Source organism: Pelagivirga sediminicola, assembly GCF_003072125.1.
Classification (GTDB): domain Bacteria; phylum Pseudomonadota; class Alphaproteobacteria; order Rhodobacterales; family Rhodobacteraceae; genus Roseovarius; species Roseovarius sediminicola.
Map to the genome: position 1 here is coordinate 1 of NZ_QCYH01000002.1, position 16,377 is coordinate 16,377.

Below are 16,377 nucleotides of genomic sequence, written 5' to 3' on the forward strand. Positions count from 1 at the left end.
CAAATACGAGCAAGAAGCATCCCCAGCACTCGATCTACCCCTATTTGCTCCGGAAGCTGCCGATCATGCGCCCGAACCACGTCTGGTGTAGCGACATTACCTACATCCCGGTGCGGCGCGGGTTCCTTTTTCTGGTGGCTATCATGGACTGGGCGACGCGTAAGGTTCTGGCGTGGCGGCTCTCCAACACGCTGGATGCCAGTTTTTGCGTTGAGGCGTTAAAAGAGGCGGTCGCCAAATACGGCAAACCCGAAATCATGAATACCGATCAAGGATCACAGTTCACCGGAACGGCCTGGATCACAACCCTGACAGATGCCAAGATCAAGATCTCAATGGATGGGCGGGGACGATACCTCGACAATATCTTCATCGAACGGCTCTGGCGATCCCTCAAGCAGGAGGCTGTCTATCTGCACGAATTGCAGGACGGCTTCCAAGCCAAACGCATCATCGACGACTGGATCGGATTTTACAACGCTGAGCGACCCCATACAGCTCTTGATAAACGAACGCCCGACGACGCATACTTTGATGCGATACAGATGAACCAAGCGGCATGAAACCTAACCCGAATGCATCTTAGCTGAGCCGCAAACCTGTCCCAAAAAGCAGGACCACTTCACCCGCGTGAAAGGCAATCTCATGGCGCGGCTCGAACAGCGCCGGATCGAGGTCCTGGCCGAAGATGGCCCGGTAGTGTTTCTGCGCCCGCCCCGTCACCAATCCGCCGCAAAGCTTCGCGCGCGGAAAGGCGGCCTTGTCGATCAGCGCGGCGCTCAGGCCCGCGCGGCGCGCGGTGATCGCGGCGGCGGTCCCGGCGGGGCCCGCGCCGATGATGAGAACATCAAATGAGTGCGGCGCGCCGGTCATGCGCGCGGATCGGGCGCTGTGAAAGAAATGCAAAACGCGCGTCCCGCAAGGGGGCGCGCGTTCAGCAGGGTTTGCGGTGATGCGATCACATCAGCGCGCAAATTTCTTGTGCTTCATGCGCGAGGGTTCCACATCGCCCATGCGGCGCTGCTTGTCCTCTTCGTAATCCTCGAAGTTGCCTTCGAACCACTCGACATGCGCGTCGCCCTCGAAGGCGAGCATATGGGTACAGATCCGGTCAAGGAAGAAACGGTCGTGGCTGATGACCACGGCGCAGCCGGCGAAATCGACCAGCGCATCCTCAAGCGCGCGCAGCGTCTCGACGTCCAGATCGTTCGTCGGCTCGTCGAGCAGCAGCACGTTGCCACCCGAGCGCAAGAGGCGCGCCATATGCACGCGGTTCCGCTCGCCGCCCGACAGCAGCGACACTTTTTTCTGCTGGTCACTGCCCTTGAAGTTGAACGCGCCGCAATAGGCGCGCGCGTTCACCTCGGCATCGCCCAGCTTGATGATGTCCTGACCGTCGGCAATGGCCTCCCACACGTTCTCGTTCGGGTCCAGATCGTCGCGCGACTGGTCGACATAGCTCAGGTCCACCGTCGTGCCCAGCTCGATCGTGCCCGCGTCGGGCTGTTCCTGTCCGGTCAGCATCTTGAACAGCGTCGACTTGCCCGCGCCGTTGGGGCCGATGACGCCGACGATACCGCCCGGCGGCAGGGAAAAGCTGAGGTTCTCGATCAGCAGCTTGTCACCCATCGCCTTGCGCAGGCCCTCGACCTCGATCACCTTCGAGCCGAGGCGCTGGCCGTTCGGGATGACGATCTGCGCCTTCGTCAGCTTCTCGCGCTCGGACTGGTCGGCCATCTCGTTATAGGATTTGATCCGCGCCTTGGATTTGGCCTGCCGCGCCTTGGCGCCCTGCCGCATCCATTCCAGCTCGCGCTCCAGCGTCTTTTGCTTGGACTTGTCCTCGCGCGCCTCCTGCATCAGGCGCTTGGCCTTCTGCTCGACCCAGCTCGAATAGTTGCCCTCGTAGGGGATGCCGCGGCCGCGGTCGATCTCGAGGATCCAGCTGGTGATGCTGTCCAGGAAATAGCGGTCATGCGTGACGATCAGGATCGTGCCCTTGTACTCGATCAGGTGCTGCTGCAGCCATGCGATCGTCTCGGCGTCCAGATGGTTCGTCGGCTCGTCCAGCAGCAGCATGTCGGGCGCTTCCAGCAGCAGCTTGCACAGCGCCACACGGCGCTTTTCCCCGCCCGAAAGGCTGGTCACGTCCGCATCGTCCGGCGGGCAACGCAGCGCCTCCATCGACACGTCGATCTGGCTGTCCAGATCCCACAGGTTTTCCGCGTCGATCTGGTCCTGCAGGTTGGTCATCTCCTCCATCAGCTCGTCCGAGTAATCCTCGGCGATCTGCATGGCGATCTCGTTGAAGCGGTCCAGCTTGGCCTTCTTGGGCGCAACGCCCAGCATGACGTTTTCGCGTACCGACAGGGATGGGTCCAGCTGCGGCTCCTGCGGCAGGTAGCCGACGGTGGCGTCCTTGGCGGCCCACGCCTCGCCGCTATAGTCCTTGTCCTGACCTGCCATGATCTTGAGCAGGGTCGACTTGCCCGAGCCGTTGACGCCGACGACACCGATCTTGACGCCGGGAAGAAAGCTGAGATGAATGTTCTCAAAGCATTTCTTGCCGCCGGGATAGGCCTTGGACACGCCCTGCATATGATAGACGTATTTATTGGCTGACATGATTGCGCTTTCCGTTTTGAATGGCGGTGGTTGATGCTCATGTAACGATCCGGCGGGGCGAATTCAAATGGAGTTATCGCCGCGCCGTCTTGCCCGTCCGGCAGGGGGCGCGGCGGGGCTGGGTTCGTCCCGCGGCGGCAGCGTGACGGGCAGGGAAAACGCCTTGTTTTCAAGCAGCCATTGCGGCAGTTCGGCCAGCGGCATCGGCCGCGCAACGCCGTAGCCCTGAACCAGCGGGCATCTGGCGCGGCCGAGGATGTCGATCTGCGCCTGCGTCTCCACCCCTTCGGCGACGACCTCCATGCCCAGCATGCGGCAAAGCCGGATGATGGCGCGGGCAATCACGCGGGTGCGCCCGTCCGTCTCCAGACGCCCAACCATGCTGCGATCCAGCTTGATCGCGTCCAGCTCGACGGTGGACAGATGGGCAAGCCCCGCATGGCCGGTTCCGAAATCGTCCAGCGCGACGCGCGCGCCAAGCCGCCGCAACCGCGCGATTGCATCGCACCCGTCAGGCGCGCCGCGGTTCATGAACGAGGTTTCCAGAATTTCGATGCTGATGCAGCCCGGCGGCAGGCCGCGGGACTGCATCGCCCAGTTCAGAAGGGCAGGGTAATCGGCATCGGCAAGGATTGCGCTCGACACGTTTAGCGACAGGCACAGATCGTCAAAGCCCTGATCGCGAAGCGACACCAGCGCATCAAGGGACGCGTTCATCGCCAGATAATCGATCTGCGGCAGCAGCTGGGCCTGCGCGGCAGCACCCAGAAATTCGGGCGGGGCCAGCAGCCCGCGCGTCGGGTGTTGCCAGCGCAGCAGCGCCTCGCAGCCGGTGACGCGCCCGCTGCGAAGGTGCAGGATGGGCTGCAGATGCACGATGAACTGGCCCTGCTCGATCGCGGTTGCCAGATCGCGGGCCAGCTGCCGTTCGGCCCGGTAGCGCGCGCCAAGCTCGGGAGTGTAGAAAAAGGCGCGCCCGCGCCCTTCCTCCTTGGCGGCATACAGCGCCTGGTCGGCCTGCGCGATCAACGCCTCGCCGCCGCAGGTCTCCGGCGTGGGCGGTGTGCCGCGGCAAAGGCTGGCGCCGATGGAAATGCCCGGCGTGATGGTCTGGTCCTTCCACGCCAACGGCGCGCGCGATGCCCGCAAGATCGCCTTGGCCCGGCTCATCAGCGCGGCCTTGCTGCCGACATCGCAGCAGATCAGCAAGAATTCGTCGCCCCCCGTCCGGCAGACCAGATCCCCCTGCTGCGCGGTAGCGCCGAGGGCGCGCGCGATATGACGCAGGACGGCATCGCCCGCAGCATGGCCCAGCGTGTCGTTGATCTGCTTGAATTTATCGAGATCCAGCTGCAGCACGCCGACGCGGCCGGTACCGATGGACGCCCGCACCGGCGCCGAGCCGAGATATTGCGACAGCTTCTTGCGGTTGCCGAGGCCGGTCAGGTCGTCGTGATATGCGGCATGTTCCAGATCGTCCTTCATCCGCTCCAGTGCCGTCTGCACGCGCACCTGATCGGTGATGTCGCGGCAGGTCACGACCACCATCTTCTGCGCGTCCTGCCTGCCCGTGTCGATCAGCGCATGGCTTTGCTGATTCCAGAATCGCGTGCCGTCGCGCCGCATGTGCCGGGTGACGCGAAACTGCTGAAACAGCGAGCTGCCCGGCAGGTAGCGGAATTTGGCCAGCTCGGCGGGGCCGGGACGGTTTTCGGGCAGGTTGATAAATTCGGCCGGGTTGCGCCCGCGCATCAGGTCCAGCGGCCAGCCCAGCATCCGCTCAAGCGCGGGGTTCATCCACAAGACGCGCCCGCGAATGTCCAGCAAGGCGATGCCGTCGCGCGCATGATCGAGGATAAGGCGCGGCAATACTGCGTCGGTGGCCGCGCTCGGTCCGCCGGACAGCGACGCCGCACCGCGCCCGCCCGCGCACTCACCGGCCCTGCCGTCATCCCGTCTTGTCTGCCACTGCGTCACCGCTGCATCCGTTCATCTGACTACGTTTGCCGACCGTGGCGCAGCGGTCTTAATATCGGGTGGCTTTCGCCGCAGTTTGTGTCTAGAAAAATCAACGAATTTTAGGAGATTGCAGGCGATGGACGACACTGCCCTCCGGGCCAATCCGCGCCTGGTGCTGCCGCCGTGTCGGCGCGGCGCCGTGATCGGCCTGCTCGGAGGCTCGTTCGATCCGCCCCATGCAGGGCACGCCCATATCACCCGCGAGTCGCTCAAACGGTTCGGTCTGGACGCGGTCTGGTGGCTGATCAGTCCCGGCAATCCGCTGAAGCCGCGCGGCCCCGCCCCGCTGGCGCGGCGCATGGCGGCCGCGCGCGAGATCATGCAGCACCCCCGCGTCCACATCAGCGATTTCGAGGCGCAGATCGGCGCGCGTCATACCGCGCTGACCCTCGCCGCGCTGCGCGATCTGCGGCCCGGCGTGCGGTTCGTGTGGTTGATGGGCGCCGATAACATGGTCCAGTTTCATCACTGGCAGGACTGGCGGCAGATCATGGAGACGGTGCCGATCGGCATCCTCGCGCGGCCCGGCGCGCGGCTGGCCGCGCGCTCTTCGGTCGCGGCGCGCATGTACGAGCGGGCCCGCGTGCCCACGCCCCTGGCGCGGGCGCTGGGCCACATGCAAGCGCCTGCGTGGTGCTTTGCCAATGTGCCGATGATGGCGCTGTCATCGACGCGGCTGCGCGCGGCGGGGCGCTGGCCGGACGCGAAATCGTGAGCAGAAAGGGGCCAGATCGCGATTGCGGCCAGTGCCCGGCATGGATTAGATCGGGCGCATGACGAAATCCTTTTCCAGACGTCTGTTCCTGAGCGGTGCGCTTTCGGCACTTGCAGCCGCCGGCCACGCCGGTGCGCCCGCCGTATCGCTGCGCCCGCAGTTGCGCCCCGAGGGGCTGACCGCCGCCAAAGCCCCCCCACGCCCGCCCGAGGCGCAGGATCTGATCGATGCCGCGCGCCTGAACGGCAAGGTCGCATATGCGGTCATCGATATGCGCACCGGCGCCACGCTGGAGGCGCGCAACGGCGCGACCGGGATGCCCCCGGCCAGCGTGACCAAAAGCATCACCGCGCTTTACGCGCTGGACGCGCTGGGGCCGACCTATCGATTTGAGACGCGGCTGGTGGCGACGGGCCCGGTCGATGCGGGCATCATCCAAGGCGATCTGGTGCTGGTCGGCGGCGGCGATCCGGTTCTGGACACCGACGCGCTGGCCGATATGGCCGCCGATCTGAAGGCGGCCGGCATACGCGGCCTGACCGGGGATTTTCGCGTCTTCGGCGGCGCATTGCCGTTCGAGCGGTTCATCGACGCAGGCCAGCCCGATCAGGTCGGCTATAACCCCGCGGTGTCGGGGCTGAACCTGAATTTCAACCGGGTGCATTTCCAGTGGGTGCGCGCGGCGGACGGCTATACCGTCACGATGGACGCCCGCTCGGCCAAGTACCGGCCGGAAGTGCAGGTCGCGCGCATGATGATCGCCGACCGTTCGACGCCGCTCTATACCTATGCCGATGGCGGCGATCACGATCAATGGACGGTCGCGCGCGCAGCCTTGGGGAAATCGGGCGCCCGTTGGCTGCCCGTGCGCTATCCCGACAGCTATGCCGGCGAGGTGTTCGCCAGCGTTGCGCGCGCGCAGGGCATCACGCTGGAGCGCGCGAAACGCCAGGACAGCGCGCCGTCGGGTGCGACATTGGTCAGCCACCTGAGCGATCCATTACCCGAGATCCTGCGCGGAATGCTGAAATATTCCAACAACCTGACCGCCGAGCTGGTCGGCATGACCGCAACGGTCGCGCGCACAGGCAGCGCCGAAACACTGGCGGACTCGGCGCGCGAGATGACGGCTTGGGCGCGCGCCGATCTGGGTCTGGAGGGCGCGACGCTGGTCGATCACTCGGGCCTCGGCGCCGCCTCGCGCATCAGCCCGCGCGCACTTGCGCGCGGTCTGGCCGCGGCGGGCCGGCACGCGGCGCTCAAGCCGATGCTCAAGCCATTCAAGATGCGCAATGCCGACGGCCAGCCCGACGACGCGCACCCGATCCTCGTGGAGGCCAAGACCGGAACGCTGCATTTCGTCAGTGCTTTGGCCGGATACGCGACCGGACCGTCCGGCCGCCCGCTTGCCTTCGCGATTTTCGCCCATGACCCCGACAGCCGCGTGGGTCTGGAGAATTCCACCGATGACCGCCCGCCCGGTGCGGCGACCTGGAACCGCCGCGCCAAGACGCTGCAACAAGCCCTGATCGAGCGCTGGGACGCCGCCTACGGCAGCTGAGACGCGGGGGCGCCCATGGCCGTCTCCAATCACGGTGAGGGCCAGTGAACCTTGCCGATTTCGCGCGATATCTTTGGCAAAGCGAGCCCCCGCGCAATATCCCCTTGCAGCCTGCGCGCGAAAACTCTAATCAACGCATGGCTTCGGCGAGTTGGCGGAGTGGTTACGCAACGGATTGCAAATCCGTGTACACCGGTTCGATTCCGGTACTCGCCTCCATTAATTCACAATAGCTCAAGCGTTTTTCAGGGTAGTGTCCGAATTCTCCAAGACGCTGTGAATCGCTTCAGATTCGAAACGTCTGGCGCTCACAAATCGAGCGATGCTTGGCGACCCATTTAGACGCCTGTTCAGTATGTTCCGGGCCCGCGTTGTCAGGCAGGCCAAGTTGCGCTCGTGCATCGTGAAACGCGGCGTGCGTCCCGTCGATATGTGCCGGAGGTGGCGGCGATAGTCGGCGAGCGGCAAAGGGCGCGGGTGGTCAGGAGGGGCGAAAAACGCGTGCAGGTGGTCGCGTGTTCTCAATGCCCCGCGGCCTATCGGGCGCTCTTGCTCAATGAAACGCGACGTTAACTTATTTAGGGCAAGGATCGGCCCGCGCGGCCGTAATCTACCCAAGGAGTGCCCACAGAACCGACAGCAAAAGGATGGCGGCCCATAGGCGCCAGAGCACGGCGACGGCTGCGTCGATGTCGTCCGGGCCGGGGTTGCGGCGGCCCTCGGGGTTGACGAAGGGATAGGAGTGCATCTGGCCGTGATAGGCGCGCGGTCCGGACAGGGCCACGCCGATGCTGCGGGCCATCGCGGCTTCGGGCCAGCCGGCATTTGGCGAGCGGTGCTGGCGTGCCTCGCGCACGATGTCGGACCAGCGCGGGCGCGGATATGACAGCAGCAGGATCAGCAGGGCCGTGGCGCGCGCGGGGATCAGGTTCATCAGATCGTCCAGCCGGGCGGCGGCCCAGCCGAATTGCGCGTGGCGCGGGGTGCGGTGGCCGATCATGCTGTCGGCGGTATTGACGATCTTGTAGAGGATCAGACCGGGAAGGCCGCCGATCGCCAGCCAGAAAAGCGGTGCGGCGACGCCGTCGCTGAAATTCTCGGCCGCCGATTCGATGGCGGCGCGGCTGACGGCGGGGCCGTCCATGGCCTGCGTCTCGCGCCCGACGATCATCGCCACCGACGCGCGCCCGTCCGGCAGCGAAAGCCGCAACGCCGCGGCAACCGCCGCCACATGATCGCACAGCGAGCGCTGGGCGATCAGGACCGCGGCCACGATAATCACGACCGCCGCGCCCAGTTGCGCCAGTGCCGCGCCCAGCATCAGCGCGGCCGCGCCGAGCAGGGCAATGGCCAAGGCGCCCTTCGCGCGGCGTGCCTTGCCGGTATTCCAGCGACGATCGAGCAGATCGATCGCGCGCCCCATCACCACCGCCGGATGCGGCAGCCGGTCCCAGAGCCAGCGCGGCTCGCCCAATGCGGCATCCAGCGCCATGGCGAGAACCAGTATCGAGGCCATGCTCATCTCTCGCGCCCTTTTTGCGTCGTCATGCAGTGATCTGCGCCTTCCAACCGGATAAACGCCGCGCCCGCAAGCCGGTATCGGACGGGCGGACGGGCAGGCCGGGCTGCCGCAAGCGGCCTTGCAGAAAGATGACTCGTGAAAAATACCAAAAATCTTAACTTGATCGGAATGAATTTCACGGCATCGTAGTCAGGCAGACTGAGTCGTGCGGGGGGATCATGTTATGGAGATGACGTTGCCAAAGGACGTGCAGGACGGGCTGGATGCAGCGCGCCGTGCGTCCCATCTGAAAAGTCACCGCTTGCGCGTGGAGGTGGACGGCGTTCCCTACCGCATCCTGCGGGCGTGGCCGGGCGGGTTTGCGGTGGACGCGGAACATGCGCCGCATCTGCGCGGGCTCGTCGATCTCTTCGATGGCGCGCGCCATCTGTCGCAATGCCTGATCGTGGCCGCGTCCGATGAAGGAGCCGAATGGCATTTCGAATACAAGCGCATGACCGAGGCGACCGGCGATCAGCCGATCGACTTCGTGCGCGCGCCGGATGCGCCTGCGGGCCTGCTGGAGGATTTCAACCGCTGAGGATTGCGGGGGCGGCCGGACCGCCCCCCGCCTTTACTGCAGGTCGCGGAATGCGGCCTGCAGCCGCTCCACGGCTTCGATGACACGGGCGCGGGGCGTGGCGAGGTTGAAACGCAGATAGCTTTCCCCGCCGGATCCGAATGTGGGCCCGTGGTTGGCGGCGATCCGGGCATCCTTTTGCACGCGCTGCGTGAACTCGTCGCGCGACATTCCGGTGCCCGCAAAGTCGACCCATGCCAGATAGGTCGATTCCAGCGCCATCGAGCTGATACCGGGGATCGCGTTGACGCCCTCATCAAACACCTTTCGGTTGCCGTCTAGATACCCGATCAGCGCGTCGACCCATGCCGCGCCCTGCGGAGAATAGGCCGCTTCGGTCATGAACAGGCCAAAGGAATTGGCCGACAGCCCCATCGCCGCCATGCGCGCGGCGAAGCGGGCGCGCATCCCGGTATCGGGAATGATCACGTTTCCGGTATGCGAGCCTGCGATATTGAACGTCTTGGTCGTCGCGGTCATCATCACCAGCCGGTCCTCGACATCGTCGATATTGGCCATGGGAACATGCGTGTGCCCCGGCATCACCAGATCATGATGAATCTCGTCCGACACGAGGATCAGATCGTGGCGCCGCGCGAAATCGGCAACACCGTTCAACTCGGCCCGGGTCCAGACGCGACCGCCCGGATTGTGCGGCGAGCAGAGGATCAGCATCCGCTCATTGCCGGTCATCTGCGCGTCCCACGCGTCGAAATCCATCCGGTACTTGCCCGCCTCCAGCGCAAGGGGGCACTCCACCACGCGGCGCCCGGCCGCTTTGATCACGCGCGCGAAAGCGTGATAGACCGGCGTCATCAGCACGACGCCATCGCCCGGCTGCGTAAAGGCATCGACGCACATCGCCGTGCCGTTGACGAGGCCATGGGTGGTAAAGATCGCGTCCTTGTCCAGCGCCCAGCCGTGCCGCTCCTTCATCCACCACTGGATCGCGGCGCGATAGGCGCCCTCATCGCCGAAATAGCCGTAAATGCCGTGATCGTGCATCGCCCGGACGGCGTCCGACACGCATTGCGGCGGGCGGAAATCCATGTCGGCCACCCACATCGGGATGCCGCCATCGGGGCTGACGCCATAGATCGGCTCCATCATGTCCCATTTGCTGGAATGTGTCCCGACGCGGTCGATGATTTCGTCGAAGTTCATGCAATGCCTCCCGTTTGCCGCCCGGCGCTAGGCTAAACCACCGGGCGGCGGGCGCAAGGGCCGTTGACCCCGTTGCACTGGCGATGCGGTTGGCCTACATGAGCCTGCATGAAAATGCCGATCCTGATCCATCCCGACCCGCGCCTGAAAAAGCTCTGCGATCCCGTCGCGGATGTCACCGGCGACATGGCCAAGCTGGCGCAGGACATGCTTGAGACAATGTATGACGCGCCCGGCATCGGGCTGGCCGCGCCGCAGGTGGGGGTGCTGAGCCGCCTGATCGTGATGGATTGCGTCAAGGAAGAGGGCGAGCCCGCGCGCCCCACGGTGATGTTCAACCCCGAGATCACCGCCGCCTCGGACGCCGTCAACGTCTACGAGGAAGGCTGCCTGTCGATCCCCGAGCAATATGCCGAGGTCACCCGCCCCGCGGAGGTGGAGGTGCGCTGGATCGACTTCGAGGGGCGCGAGCAGACCGCCGGGCTCGATGGCCTGTGGGCCACCTGCGTGCAGCACGAGATCGACCATCTGAACGGCAAGCTGTTCATCGACCATATCGGCCCGATGAAGCGGCAGCTGATCACGCGGCGGATGCAGAAGCTGAAACGCGAAATGGCGCGGGGCTAGGGCATGACCGCGCGGCGCTGCATCCCGTGGCCGGACAAGCGGCTGCGCACGCCTGCCGACCCCGTGGACGCGATCACGGATGAGATCCGCGCGCATTGGCAGGACATGATCGACACGATGGAGGCGATGCCCGGCGTCGGCCTTGCGGCGCCGCAGATCGGCGTGATGCTGCGCCTTGCCGTGGTGGACGCCAGCGAGGCGCGCGGACAGGCGGTGCGCATGGCCAATCCCGAAGTGCTGCACGCGAGCGTGCATATGCGCCCGCATGAGGAGGCCAGCCCGAACCTGCCGGGCCTGTCCGCGCTGGTCGCGCGGCCCCGCGCGGTGACGGTGCGGTTTCTGAACGCGGATGGCGTGCCGGAAGAGCGCGACTTCGTCGGGCTCTGGGCCACTTCGGTGCAGCACCAGATCGACCATATGAACGGGCGGATGTATTTCGACCGCCTGACCAAGCTGCGCCGCGACATCCTGCTGCGCCGCGCGCGCAAACTGGCGGGGTAGGGCCGATGCGCGTGATTTTCATGGGAACACCCGTTTTTTCGGTGCCGGTGCTGGAGGCGCTGGTGGCCGCTGGCCATGACATCGCCGCCGTCTACACCCAGCCGCCCCGCCCCGCCGGACGCGGCAAGAAGGAGCGGCCCAGCGCCGTGCATGCGCGCGCCGCCGAAATGGGGCTGGATGTGCGGCACCCACTGAATTTCAAAGGCGAGGCCGATCGCGCGGAATTCGCCGCGCTGGGCGCGGATGTCGCGGTGGTCGTCGCCTATGGCCTGATCCTGCCGCAGGCGGTACTGGACGCGCCGCGGCGCGGATGCCTGAATATCCATGCCTCGCTTTTGCCGCGCTGGCGGGGGGCGGCGCCGATCCATCGCGCGATCATGGCCGGGGACGCGGCGACGGGCGTGTGCATCATGCAGATGGAGGCGGGGCTGGATACCGGCCCGGTTCTGCTGCGCAAGCAGACGCGGATCGGCGTCGAGGAGACGACGGGGGCGCTGCATGACCGGCTGAGCGCGATGGGGGCTGCGTTGATCTGCGATGCGCTGGGCCGCCTCGATACGCTGGTGGCGGTGCCGCAGCCGGAAGAGGGCGTCACCTATGCCGCCAAGATCGACAAGCACGAGGCGCGCGTGGACTGGACGCGCAGCGCGGTGCAGGTGGATCGCCAGATCCGCGGCCTGTCGCCCTTTCCCGGCGCGTGGACCGACATGAACGGCACGCGCGTCAAGCTGCTTGGCTCGCGGCTGGCGGGGGGGCGGGGCGCGCCGGGCGAGGTGCTGGACGATGCGCTGAGCGTGGCCTGCGGCACCGGCGCGGTGCGGCTTTTGCGCTTGCAGCGGGCCGGGCGCGGTGCGCAGGATCAGGCAGAGTTCCTGCGCGGCATGGCGGTGCCGCGCGGCATGATCCTGGGTGAGGGCTGATGTTTCCGACCATAATGGGCACTGTCGTGATCGCCGGGATCGTCGGCTATATCTCGGAAAAATCGGGGTTCACCCGCAACGGGATCATCCCGTCGATCATCATCTGCGTCGGCGGCGCGTTCCTGTTCTACTTCGTGCGCCTGATGTTCGGAATCGGCTTCGGCTCGGCGGGGCTGAACGCGATCGCGTCCTCCGTCGGGGCGCTGGTGATCGTGCCGTTCCACTGGCGCGGACGGCGTTGAACGCCGCTGGCGGCGCGTGCGTGATGCGGCAGGATCTTGGGTATTTGCGCCAATGAAAAGCTGCGGAGCGCGTCATTCCTTGGGCGGGTGCGCCTTGTAGATTGGCAGTTTCCACCCAAAGGCGAGCGAGCCTGCGCGCAGTGCCCATGTGACCGCGCCGCAGGCGCTGAGGATGATCAGCGGCTCGAATCCCAGCCGTTCCAGCAGGGCGCCGGTGAGCGCGCCTGCGAAGGCGGCGCTGACGTAGAGTTTGCCCTTGCGCAGCACCAGCGGCACCTCGCCGATGACGACATCGCGCATCAGCCCGCCAAGACAGCCCGTCACCATGCCCATCAGCACGACGATGGGCATCGGCTGCGCCATCATTATCGCGGCCGAAACGCCCGCGGGAACCGCGACGGCCAGCGCGAAGCTGTCCAGCCACAGCAGCCAGCGATAGCGGCTTTCGACCAGATGCGCGGTGAAAAAGATCAGCACCGCGGCGCTGACCGCGATCAGGATATAGGTCGGATCGCCCATCCAGAAGATCGGATGCCGGTCCAGCATCACGTCGCGCAAGGTGCCGCCGCCCACCGCCGTCAGCGCCCCGATGAAGGCAAAGCCGACGATATCGAGCTGCGCGCGGCTGGCCACCAGCGCGCCGGTCAGCGCGAAGATCAGAACGGAGGCATAATCGAGCAGGACCGGCGGGCTCATTTCTGGGCGGGCTTCTTGAAGGGGGCCATGCCCTCGCGGGCAAGCTCGTCCGCGCGCTCGTTTTCGGGGTGGCCCGCATGGCCCTTGACCCATTCCCACGTCACGTGATGGCGCGCCTGCGCCGCGTCGAGCCGCTGCCAAAGCTCGGCGTTCTTGACCGGCTTTTTGGCGGCTGTCTTCCAGCCGTTGCGCTTCCAGCCGTGGATCCAGCCGGTGACGCCGTTCTTGACATACTGGCTGTCGGTCACGATGGTCAGCTTTGACGGTTTTTCAAGCGTTTCCAATGCGTTGATCGCGGCCAGCAGTTCCATCCGGTTGTTGGTGGTGTTGGCCTCGCCGCCCTTCAGGCAGCGCTCCTTGACGATGCGCTCGCCCTCCATCGCGCGCAGCAGCGCGCCCCAGCCGCCGGGGCCGGGATTGCCCGAACAGGCGCCGTCCGTATAGGCGAAAAGCTCAGGCATCGGGAAAGAGCGGCTCGTAGCCCGGCAAGGCGGCGATGCGGTTGCACCAGACCCGGATCGCCGGAAAGCGGTCCATGTCAAACCCGCCGCGCGTGCCCGCGCTGTGGGTGTAGGCATACAGCGCAAGGTCCGCGAGGCTGGCCGTCCGGCCCAGAAGGAACGGCCCGGCCTCCAGCGCGCGCTCCAGCAGGCCGAGGATGGAATACCCCTCGTCCAGAAGCTGCGCCATGCGCTCGGGCGTCGCCCCGGCGGCGCGGTCGGGATAGCATCGCAGCGATGCGCGAACGGCGATCACCGGCTCGTGCCGGTTCTGCTCGAAGAACATCCAGGCGAGCATTTGTGACTGCATCAGCGGATCGTCGGGCAGCCACTCGGTGCCCTGCGCAAGGTACCACAGGATCGCGTTCGACTCGGGCAAGATGGTGCCGTCCTCCAGATGGAGCGCGGGCAGCTTGCCGAGGGGCAGGTGCCCTTCGGCCTGTGCCGCGTCGAGTTCGGGCGCGCCGTGCTCGCAGGGCACATGCCGGTAGGGGCGCCCGATCAGCGACAGCAGCAGCCGGATCTTGTAGCTGTTACCGGAGGACGGCATCGAATAGAGTGTCAGCGTTTTCATTCAGTTGCACCTCGCGATTGCAGTCAGGACGATCCACGGAGCCGTCTGGCCGTCAAGCCCACGGCTTGCGCCTGTCTGGCTGTCTTGGGTGGCGAGGCCGGCATCCGCAAGCAGCGCGCGCAGCTCGTCTTCGGTGTAGTAGGTGTAAAAGCGGCCCAGAGCATCGCGGCCCTCGCCGGTGCCGGTCTTCATGCCGATATGCAAAAGACCGCCGGGTTTCAGCGCGCGATCAAGCGCCGCCAGATGCCGCGGCAGCGCGCCGCGCTCGGCGTGCAGCAAGCTGAAATTTGCCCAGATGCCATCATACATGTCGCGGCCCTCAAGCTCGTCAAAGCTGGCCTGCCACGCGGTCACGCCGGGCTGCGCCGCGGCCAGCGCGACCATTTCGGGCACCGCGTCCACCGCATCGGCGCGCAGGCCCGCTGCCGCCATCTGCCCCGCCGCGCGTCCCGGCCCGCAGCCTAGGTCCAGCACGCGGGCGCCTGCGGGCATGGCGGCAATGAAGGCGGCAAGATGCCGGTCGCCCACCAGATCGGCGGTCATGTCGGCATAGTCCTGCGCGCGGGCGCGATAGACGCCCAGCGTCTCGTCATCGCGGCTCATGCGAACACGCCCACCGCAAGGCAGGCCAGCACCACCGCGGTCAGCGGCACGCGCAGTTGCATCCACCATCCGGGCGCGACGCCATAGCGCCAGAAAAGCCAGTCGATCCCCAAGAGCCCGGCAAAGCCGGCCATCAGCGACACCCCCGCGCTGACCGGGCCGCCGCCGGTGGTGAAAAACGCCCAGAGCGCGGGAATGACCGACAGAACATAGCCCGCCCCGGCCTGCGCGCCCTCCAGCTTGGTGGCAAAGCCCCAGAGCACGCCGGACATGAAGGCAAGGATGATCGCGCCGTAGAACAGCATGACATACGGCCCGGCAAATCGGGGGCCGATGGCGCGTATCGTCCAGAGCGCAAGGTCCGGGCTGAGCACGGTGATCGCGCCCCACAGGAACGGGACCAGCCCGGCCAGCCCAAGGATAAGCGCAGAGCGGGGCAGCGCGATCACGCGGGCGTCCTCAAGACGCGGGGCACCTTGAATTCGACATTCTCGACGGCGGTTTCGACCAGTTTCATGGTGACGTCATAGCGGTCCTGGAGCGCCTCGATCACCTCGTTCACCAGCACTTCGGGGGCGGAGGCGCCGGCGGTCACGCCGACGCTGCGCACACCCTCAAGGCTGCGCCAGTCGATATCGGCCGCCCGCTGCACCAGCTGCGCATAGGCGCAGCCCGCGCGCGCCCCAACCTCGACCAGACGGCGCGAGTTGGAGGAGTTGGGCGCGCCCACGACCAGCATCGCGTCGCAATCGGGCGCCATCGCCTTGACCGCCGCCTGCCGGTTGGTGGTGGCATAGCAGATGTCTTCCTTGTGGGGGCCGATGATGGCCGGAAAGCGCGCCTTGAGCGCGGCGACGATGCCGATCGTATCATCGACGCTGAGCGTGGTCTGCGTGACATAGGCCAGCGCCGTCTCGTCCCCGACCTCCAGCGCCGCGACATCCGCCTCGGTCTCGACCAGCAGCACCGCGCCGGCGGGCAGCTGGCCCATCGTGCCGACGGTTTCGGGGTGGCCCTCATGGCCGATCATGATGATCTGCAGCCCGGCCTCGTGGTGGCGCTCGGCCTCGATATGCACTTTGGACACCAGCGGGCAGGTGGCATCCACATAGATCATCTGCCGCTTGTCCGCCTCGGCGGGCACCGATTTCGGCACGCCGTGGGCCGAGAAGATCACCGGGCGGTCATCGGGACATTCATCCAGCTCCTCGACAAAGACGGCACCCTTGGCGCGCAGATAGTCGACGACATACTTGTTGTGCACGATTTCGTGGCGCACATAGACGGGCGCGCCCCACTTGGTCAGGGCCATCTCGACGATCTTGATCGCACGGTCCACGCCCGCGCAGAACCCGCGCGGGGCCGCAAGATGCAGGGTCAGGGGTGGTTTGGTCATGCGCTGCGCTCCTCGCCTTGAGAGGTGCCCGGACAGGTAAGCCGCAAATGCGCGCAGGTCCAGAGGGAAGGGCGCAAAAGACGCACCCATCGC

19 protein-coding genes and 1 tRNA gene are annotated in these 16,377 nt (G+C 66.1%); 9 read left to right on the top strand and 11 right to left on the bottom strand.

Annotated features, from left to right (window positions below; translation table 11 throughout):
• Window positions 1-563: IS3 family transposase (locus tag DC366_RS03605; protein WP_108690862.1), on the top strand; the 563-nt coding region annotated here is incomplete at its 5' end.
• 19 nt (window positions 564-582) lie between these two features.
• On the opposite strand, the gene DC366_RS03610 is transcribed toward DC366_RS03605, so the two are convergent.
• From DC366_RS03610 to DC366_RS03620, 3 genes are all read right to left on the bottom strand, one after another.
• Window positions 583-873 carry an FAD-dependent oxidoreductase gene (locus tag DC366_RS03610; RefSeq protein ID WP_108690863.1) on the bottom strand — a complete coding sequence of 97 codons (291 nt, stop codon included), beginning with the start codon at window positions 871-873 and terminating at the stop codon, window positions 583-585.
• A 90-nt stretch (window positions 874-963) separates the two neighbouring features.
• Complete coding sequence (gene ettA / locus DC366_RS03615; RefSeq protein ID WP_108690864.1) at window positions 964-2,625, bottom strand: energy-dependent translational throttle protein EttA; 1,662 nt, start codon at window positions 2,623-2,625, stop codon at window positions 964-966.
• A 63-nt stretch (window positions 2,626-2,688) separates the two neighbouring features.
• Window positions 2,689-4,602: a putative bifunctional diguanylate cyclase/phosphodiesterase gene (locus DC366_RS03620; protein WP_108690865.1), complete on the bottom strand. Its 1,914-nt coding sequence runs from the start codon at window positions 4,600-4,602 to the stop codon at window positions 2,689-2,691.
• Between the two features lie 118 nt (window positions 4,603-4,720).
• Between DC366_RS03620 and DC366_RS03625 the strand changes: the two genes are divergently transcribed.
• The 3 genes from DC366_RS03625 to DC366_RS03635 all read left to right on the top strand — a co-directional run bounded on the left by DC366_RS03625 (window position 4,721) and on the right by DC366_RS03635 (window position 7,139).
• Window positions 4,721-5,359, top strand: a complete 639-nt coding sequence (locus tag DC366_RS03625) for a nicotinate-nucleotide adenylyltransferase (RefSeq protein WP_108690866.1) — start codon at window positions 4,721-4,723, stop codon at window positions 5,357-5,359.
• Between the two features lie 58 nt (window positions 5,360-5,417).
• Window positions 5,418-6,920, top strand: a complete 1,503-nt coding sequence (gene dacB / locus DC366_RS03630) for a D-alanyl-D-alanine carboxypeptidase/D-alanyl-D-alanine endopeptidase (protein ID WP_108690867.1) — start codon at window positions 5,418-5,420, stop codon at window positions 6,918-6,920.
• 145 nt (window positions 6,921-7,065) lie between these two features.
• Window positions 7,066-7,139 (top strand) — tRNA-Cys (locus tag DC366_RS03635).
• Window positions 7,140-7,530: 391 nt separating this feature from the next.
• On the opposite strand, the gene cbiB is transcribed toward DC366_RS03635, so the two are convergent.
• Window positions 7,531-8,442 (bottom strand): adenosylcobinamide-phosphate synthase CbiB, encoded by a 912-nt coding sequence (cbiB, locus tag DC366_RS03640; protein WP_108690868.1) that lies wholly within the window; start codon window positions 8,440-8,442, stop codon window positions 7,531-7,533.
• 223 nt (window positions 8,443-8,665) lie between these two features.
• On the opposite strand from cbiB, the gene DC366_RS03645 reads away from it, so the two are divergent.
• Window positions 8,666-9,022, top strand: coding sequence for a hypothetical protein (locus DC366_RS03645; RefSeq protein WP_108690869.1), 357 nt, complete (start codon window positions 8,666-8,668; stop codon window positions 9,020-9,022).
• A gap of 33 nt (window positions 9,023-9,055) precedes the next feature.
• Here DC366_RS03645 and DC366_RS03650 read toward each other — a convergent pair whose 3' ends face one another.
• Window positions 9,056-10,225 (bottom strand): MalY/PatB family protein, encoded by a 1,170-nt coding sequence (locus DC366_RS03650; RefSeq protein WP_108690870.1) that lies wholly within the window; start codon window positions 10,223-10,225, stop codon window positions 9,056-9,058.
• A gap of 108 nt (window positions 10,226-10,333) precedes the next feature.
• Here DC366_RS03650 and def (DC366_RS03655) point away from each other — a divergent pair, with 108 nt between their 5' ends.
• Genes def (DC366_RS03655) through DC366_RS03670 form a run of 4 tightly spaced genes read left to right on the top strand, consistent with a single transcriptional unit; the run spans window position 10,334 to window position 12,515 of the window.
• Window positions 10,334-10,852 (top strand): peptide deformylase, encoded by a 519-nt coding sequence (gene def, locus DC366_RS03655; RefSeq protein ID WP_108690871.1) that lies wholly within the window; start codon window positions 10,334-10,336, stop codon window positions 10,850-10,852.
• A 3-nt stretch (window positions 10,853-10,855) separates the two neighbouring features.
• Entirely contained in the window at window positions 10,856-11,353 is a 498-nt protein-coding gene (gene def / locus DC366_RS03660) for a peptide deformylase (RefSeq protein WP_108690872.1), read from the top strand.
• A gap of 5 nt (window positions 11,354-11,358) precedes the next feature.
• Complete coding sequence (gene fmt, locus DC366_RS03665; protein ID WP_108690873.1) at window positions 11,359-12,273, top strand: methionyl-tRNA formyltransferase; 915 nt, start codon at window positions 11,359-11,361, stop codon at window positions 12,271-12,273.
• A complete protein-coding gene (locus DC366_RS03670; protein WP_108690874.1) occupies window positions 12,273-12,515 on the top strand; it encodes a hypothetical protein in 243 nt (80 codons plus the stop codon). The genes fmt and DC366_RS03670 overlap by 1 nt, the downstream gene beginning before the upstream one ends.
• Before the next feature lie 72 nt (window positions 12,516-12,587).
• Here the strand turns inward: DC366_RS03670 and DC366_RS03675 are convergent, their stop codons facing one another.
• From DC366_RS03675 to ispH, 6 genes are read right to left on the bottom strand one after another with little or no spacing between them, the layout of a single operon-like run.
• Entirely contained in the window at window positions 12,588-13,211 is a 624-nt protein-coding gene (locus DC366_RS03675) for a trimeric intracellular cation channel family protein (protein WP_108690875.1), read from the bottom strand.
• On the bottom strand, window positions 13,208-13,672 hold the full coding sequence (rnhA, locus tag DC366_RS03680) for a ribonuclease HI (RefSeq protein WP_108690876.1): 465 nt from the start codon (window positions 13,670-13,672) through the stop codon (window positions 13,208-13,210). Before rnhA ends, DC366_RS03675 begins: the two co-directional genes overlap by 4 nt.
• Entirely contained in the window at window positions 13,665-14,285 is a 621-nt protein-coding gene (locus DC366_RS03685) for a glutathione S-transferase family protein (protein ID WP_108690877.1), read from the bottom strand. The genes rnhA and DC366_RS03685 overlap by 8 nt, the downstream gene beginning before the upstream one ends.
• Window positions 14,286-14,888, bottom strand: a complete 603-nt coding sequence (locus DC366_RS03690) for a class I SAM-dependent DNA methyltransferase (protein WP_108690878.1) — start codon at window positions 14,886-14,888, stop codon at window positions 14,286-14,288. It abuts the gene before it with no gap.
• Window positions 14,885-15,337: a DUF3429 domain-containing protein gene (locus DC366_RS03695; RefSeq protein ID WP_108690879.1), complete on the bottom strand. Its 453-nt coding sequence runs from the start codon at window positions 15,335-15,337 to the stop codon at window positions 14,885-14,887. The genes DC366_RS03690 and DC366_RS03695 overlap by 4 nt, the downstream gene beginning before the upstream one ends.
• Complete coding sequence (gene ispH / locus DC366_RS03700) at window positions 15,334-16,284, bottom strand: 4-hydroxy-3-methylbut-2-enyl diphosphate reductase (RefSeq protein WP_108690880.1); 951 nt, start codon at window positions 16,282-16,284, stop codon at window positions 15,334-15,336. The genes DC366_RS03695 and ispH overlap by 4 nt, the downstream gene beginning before the upstream one ends.
• Between the last annotated feature and the right edge of the window lie 93 nt (window positions 16,285-16,377).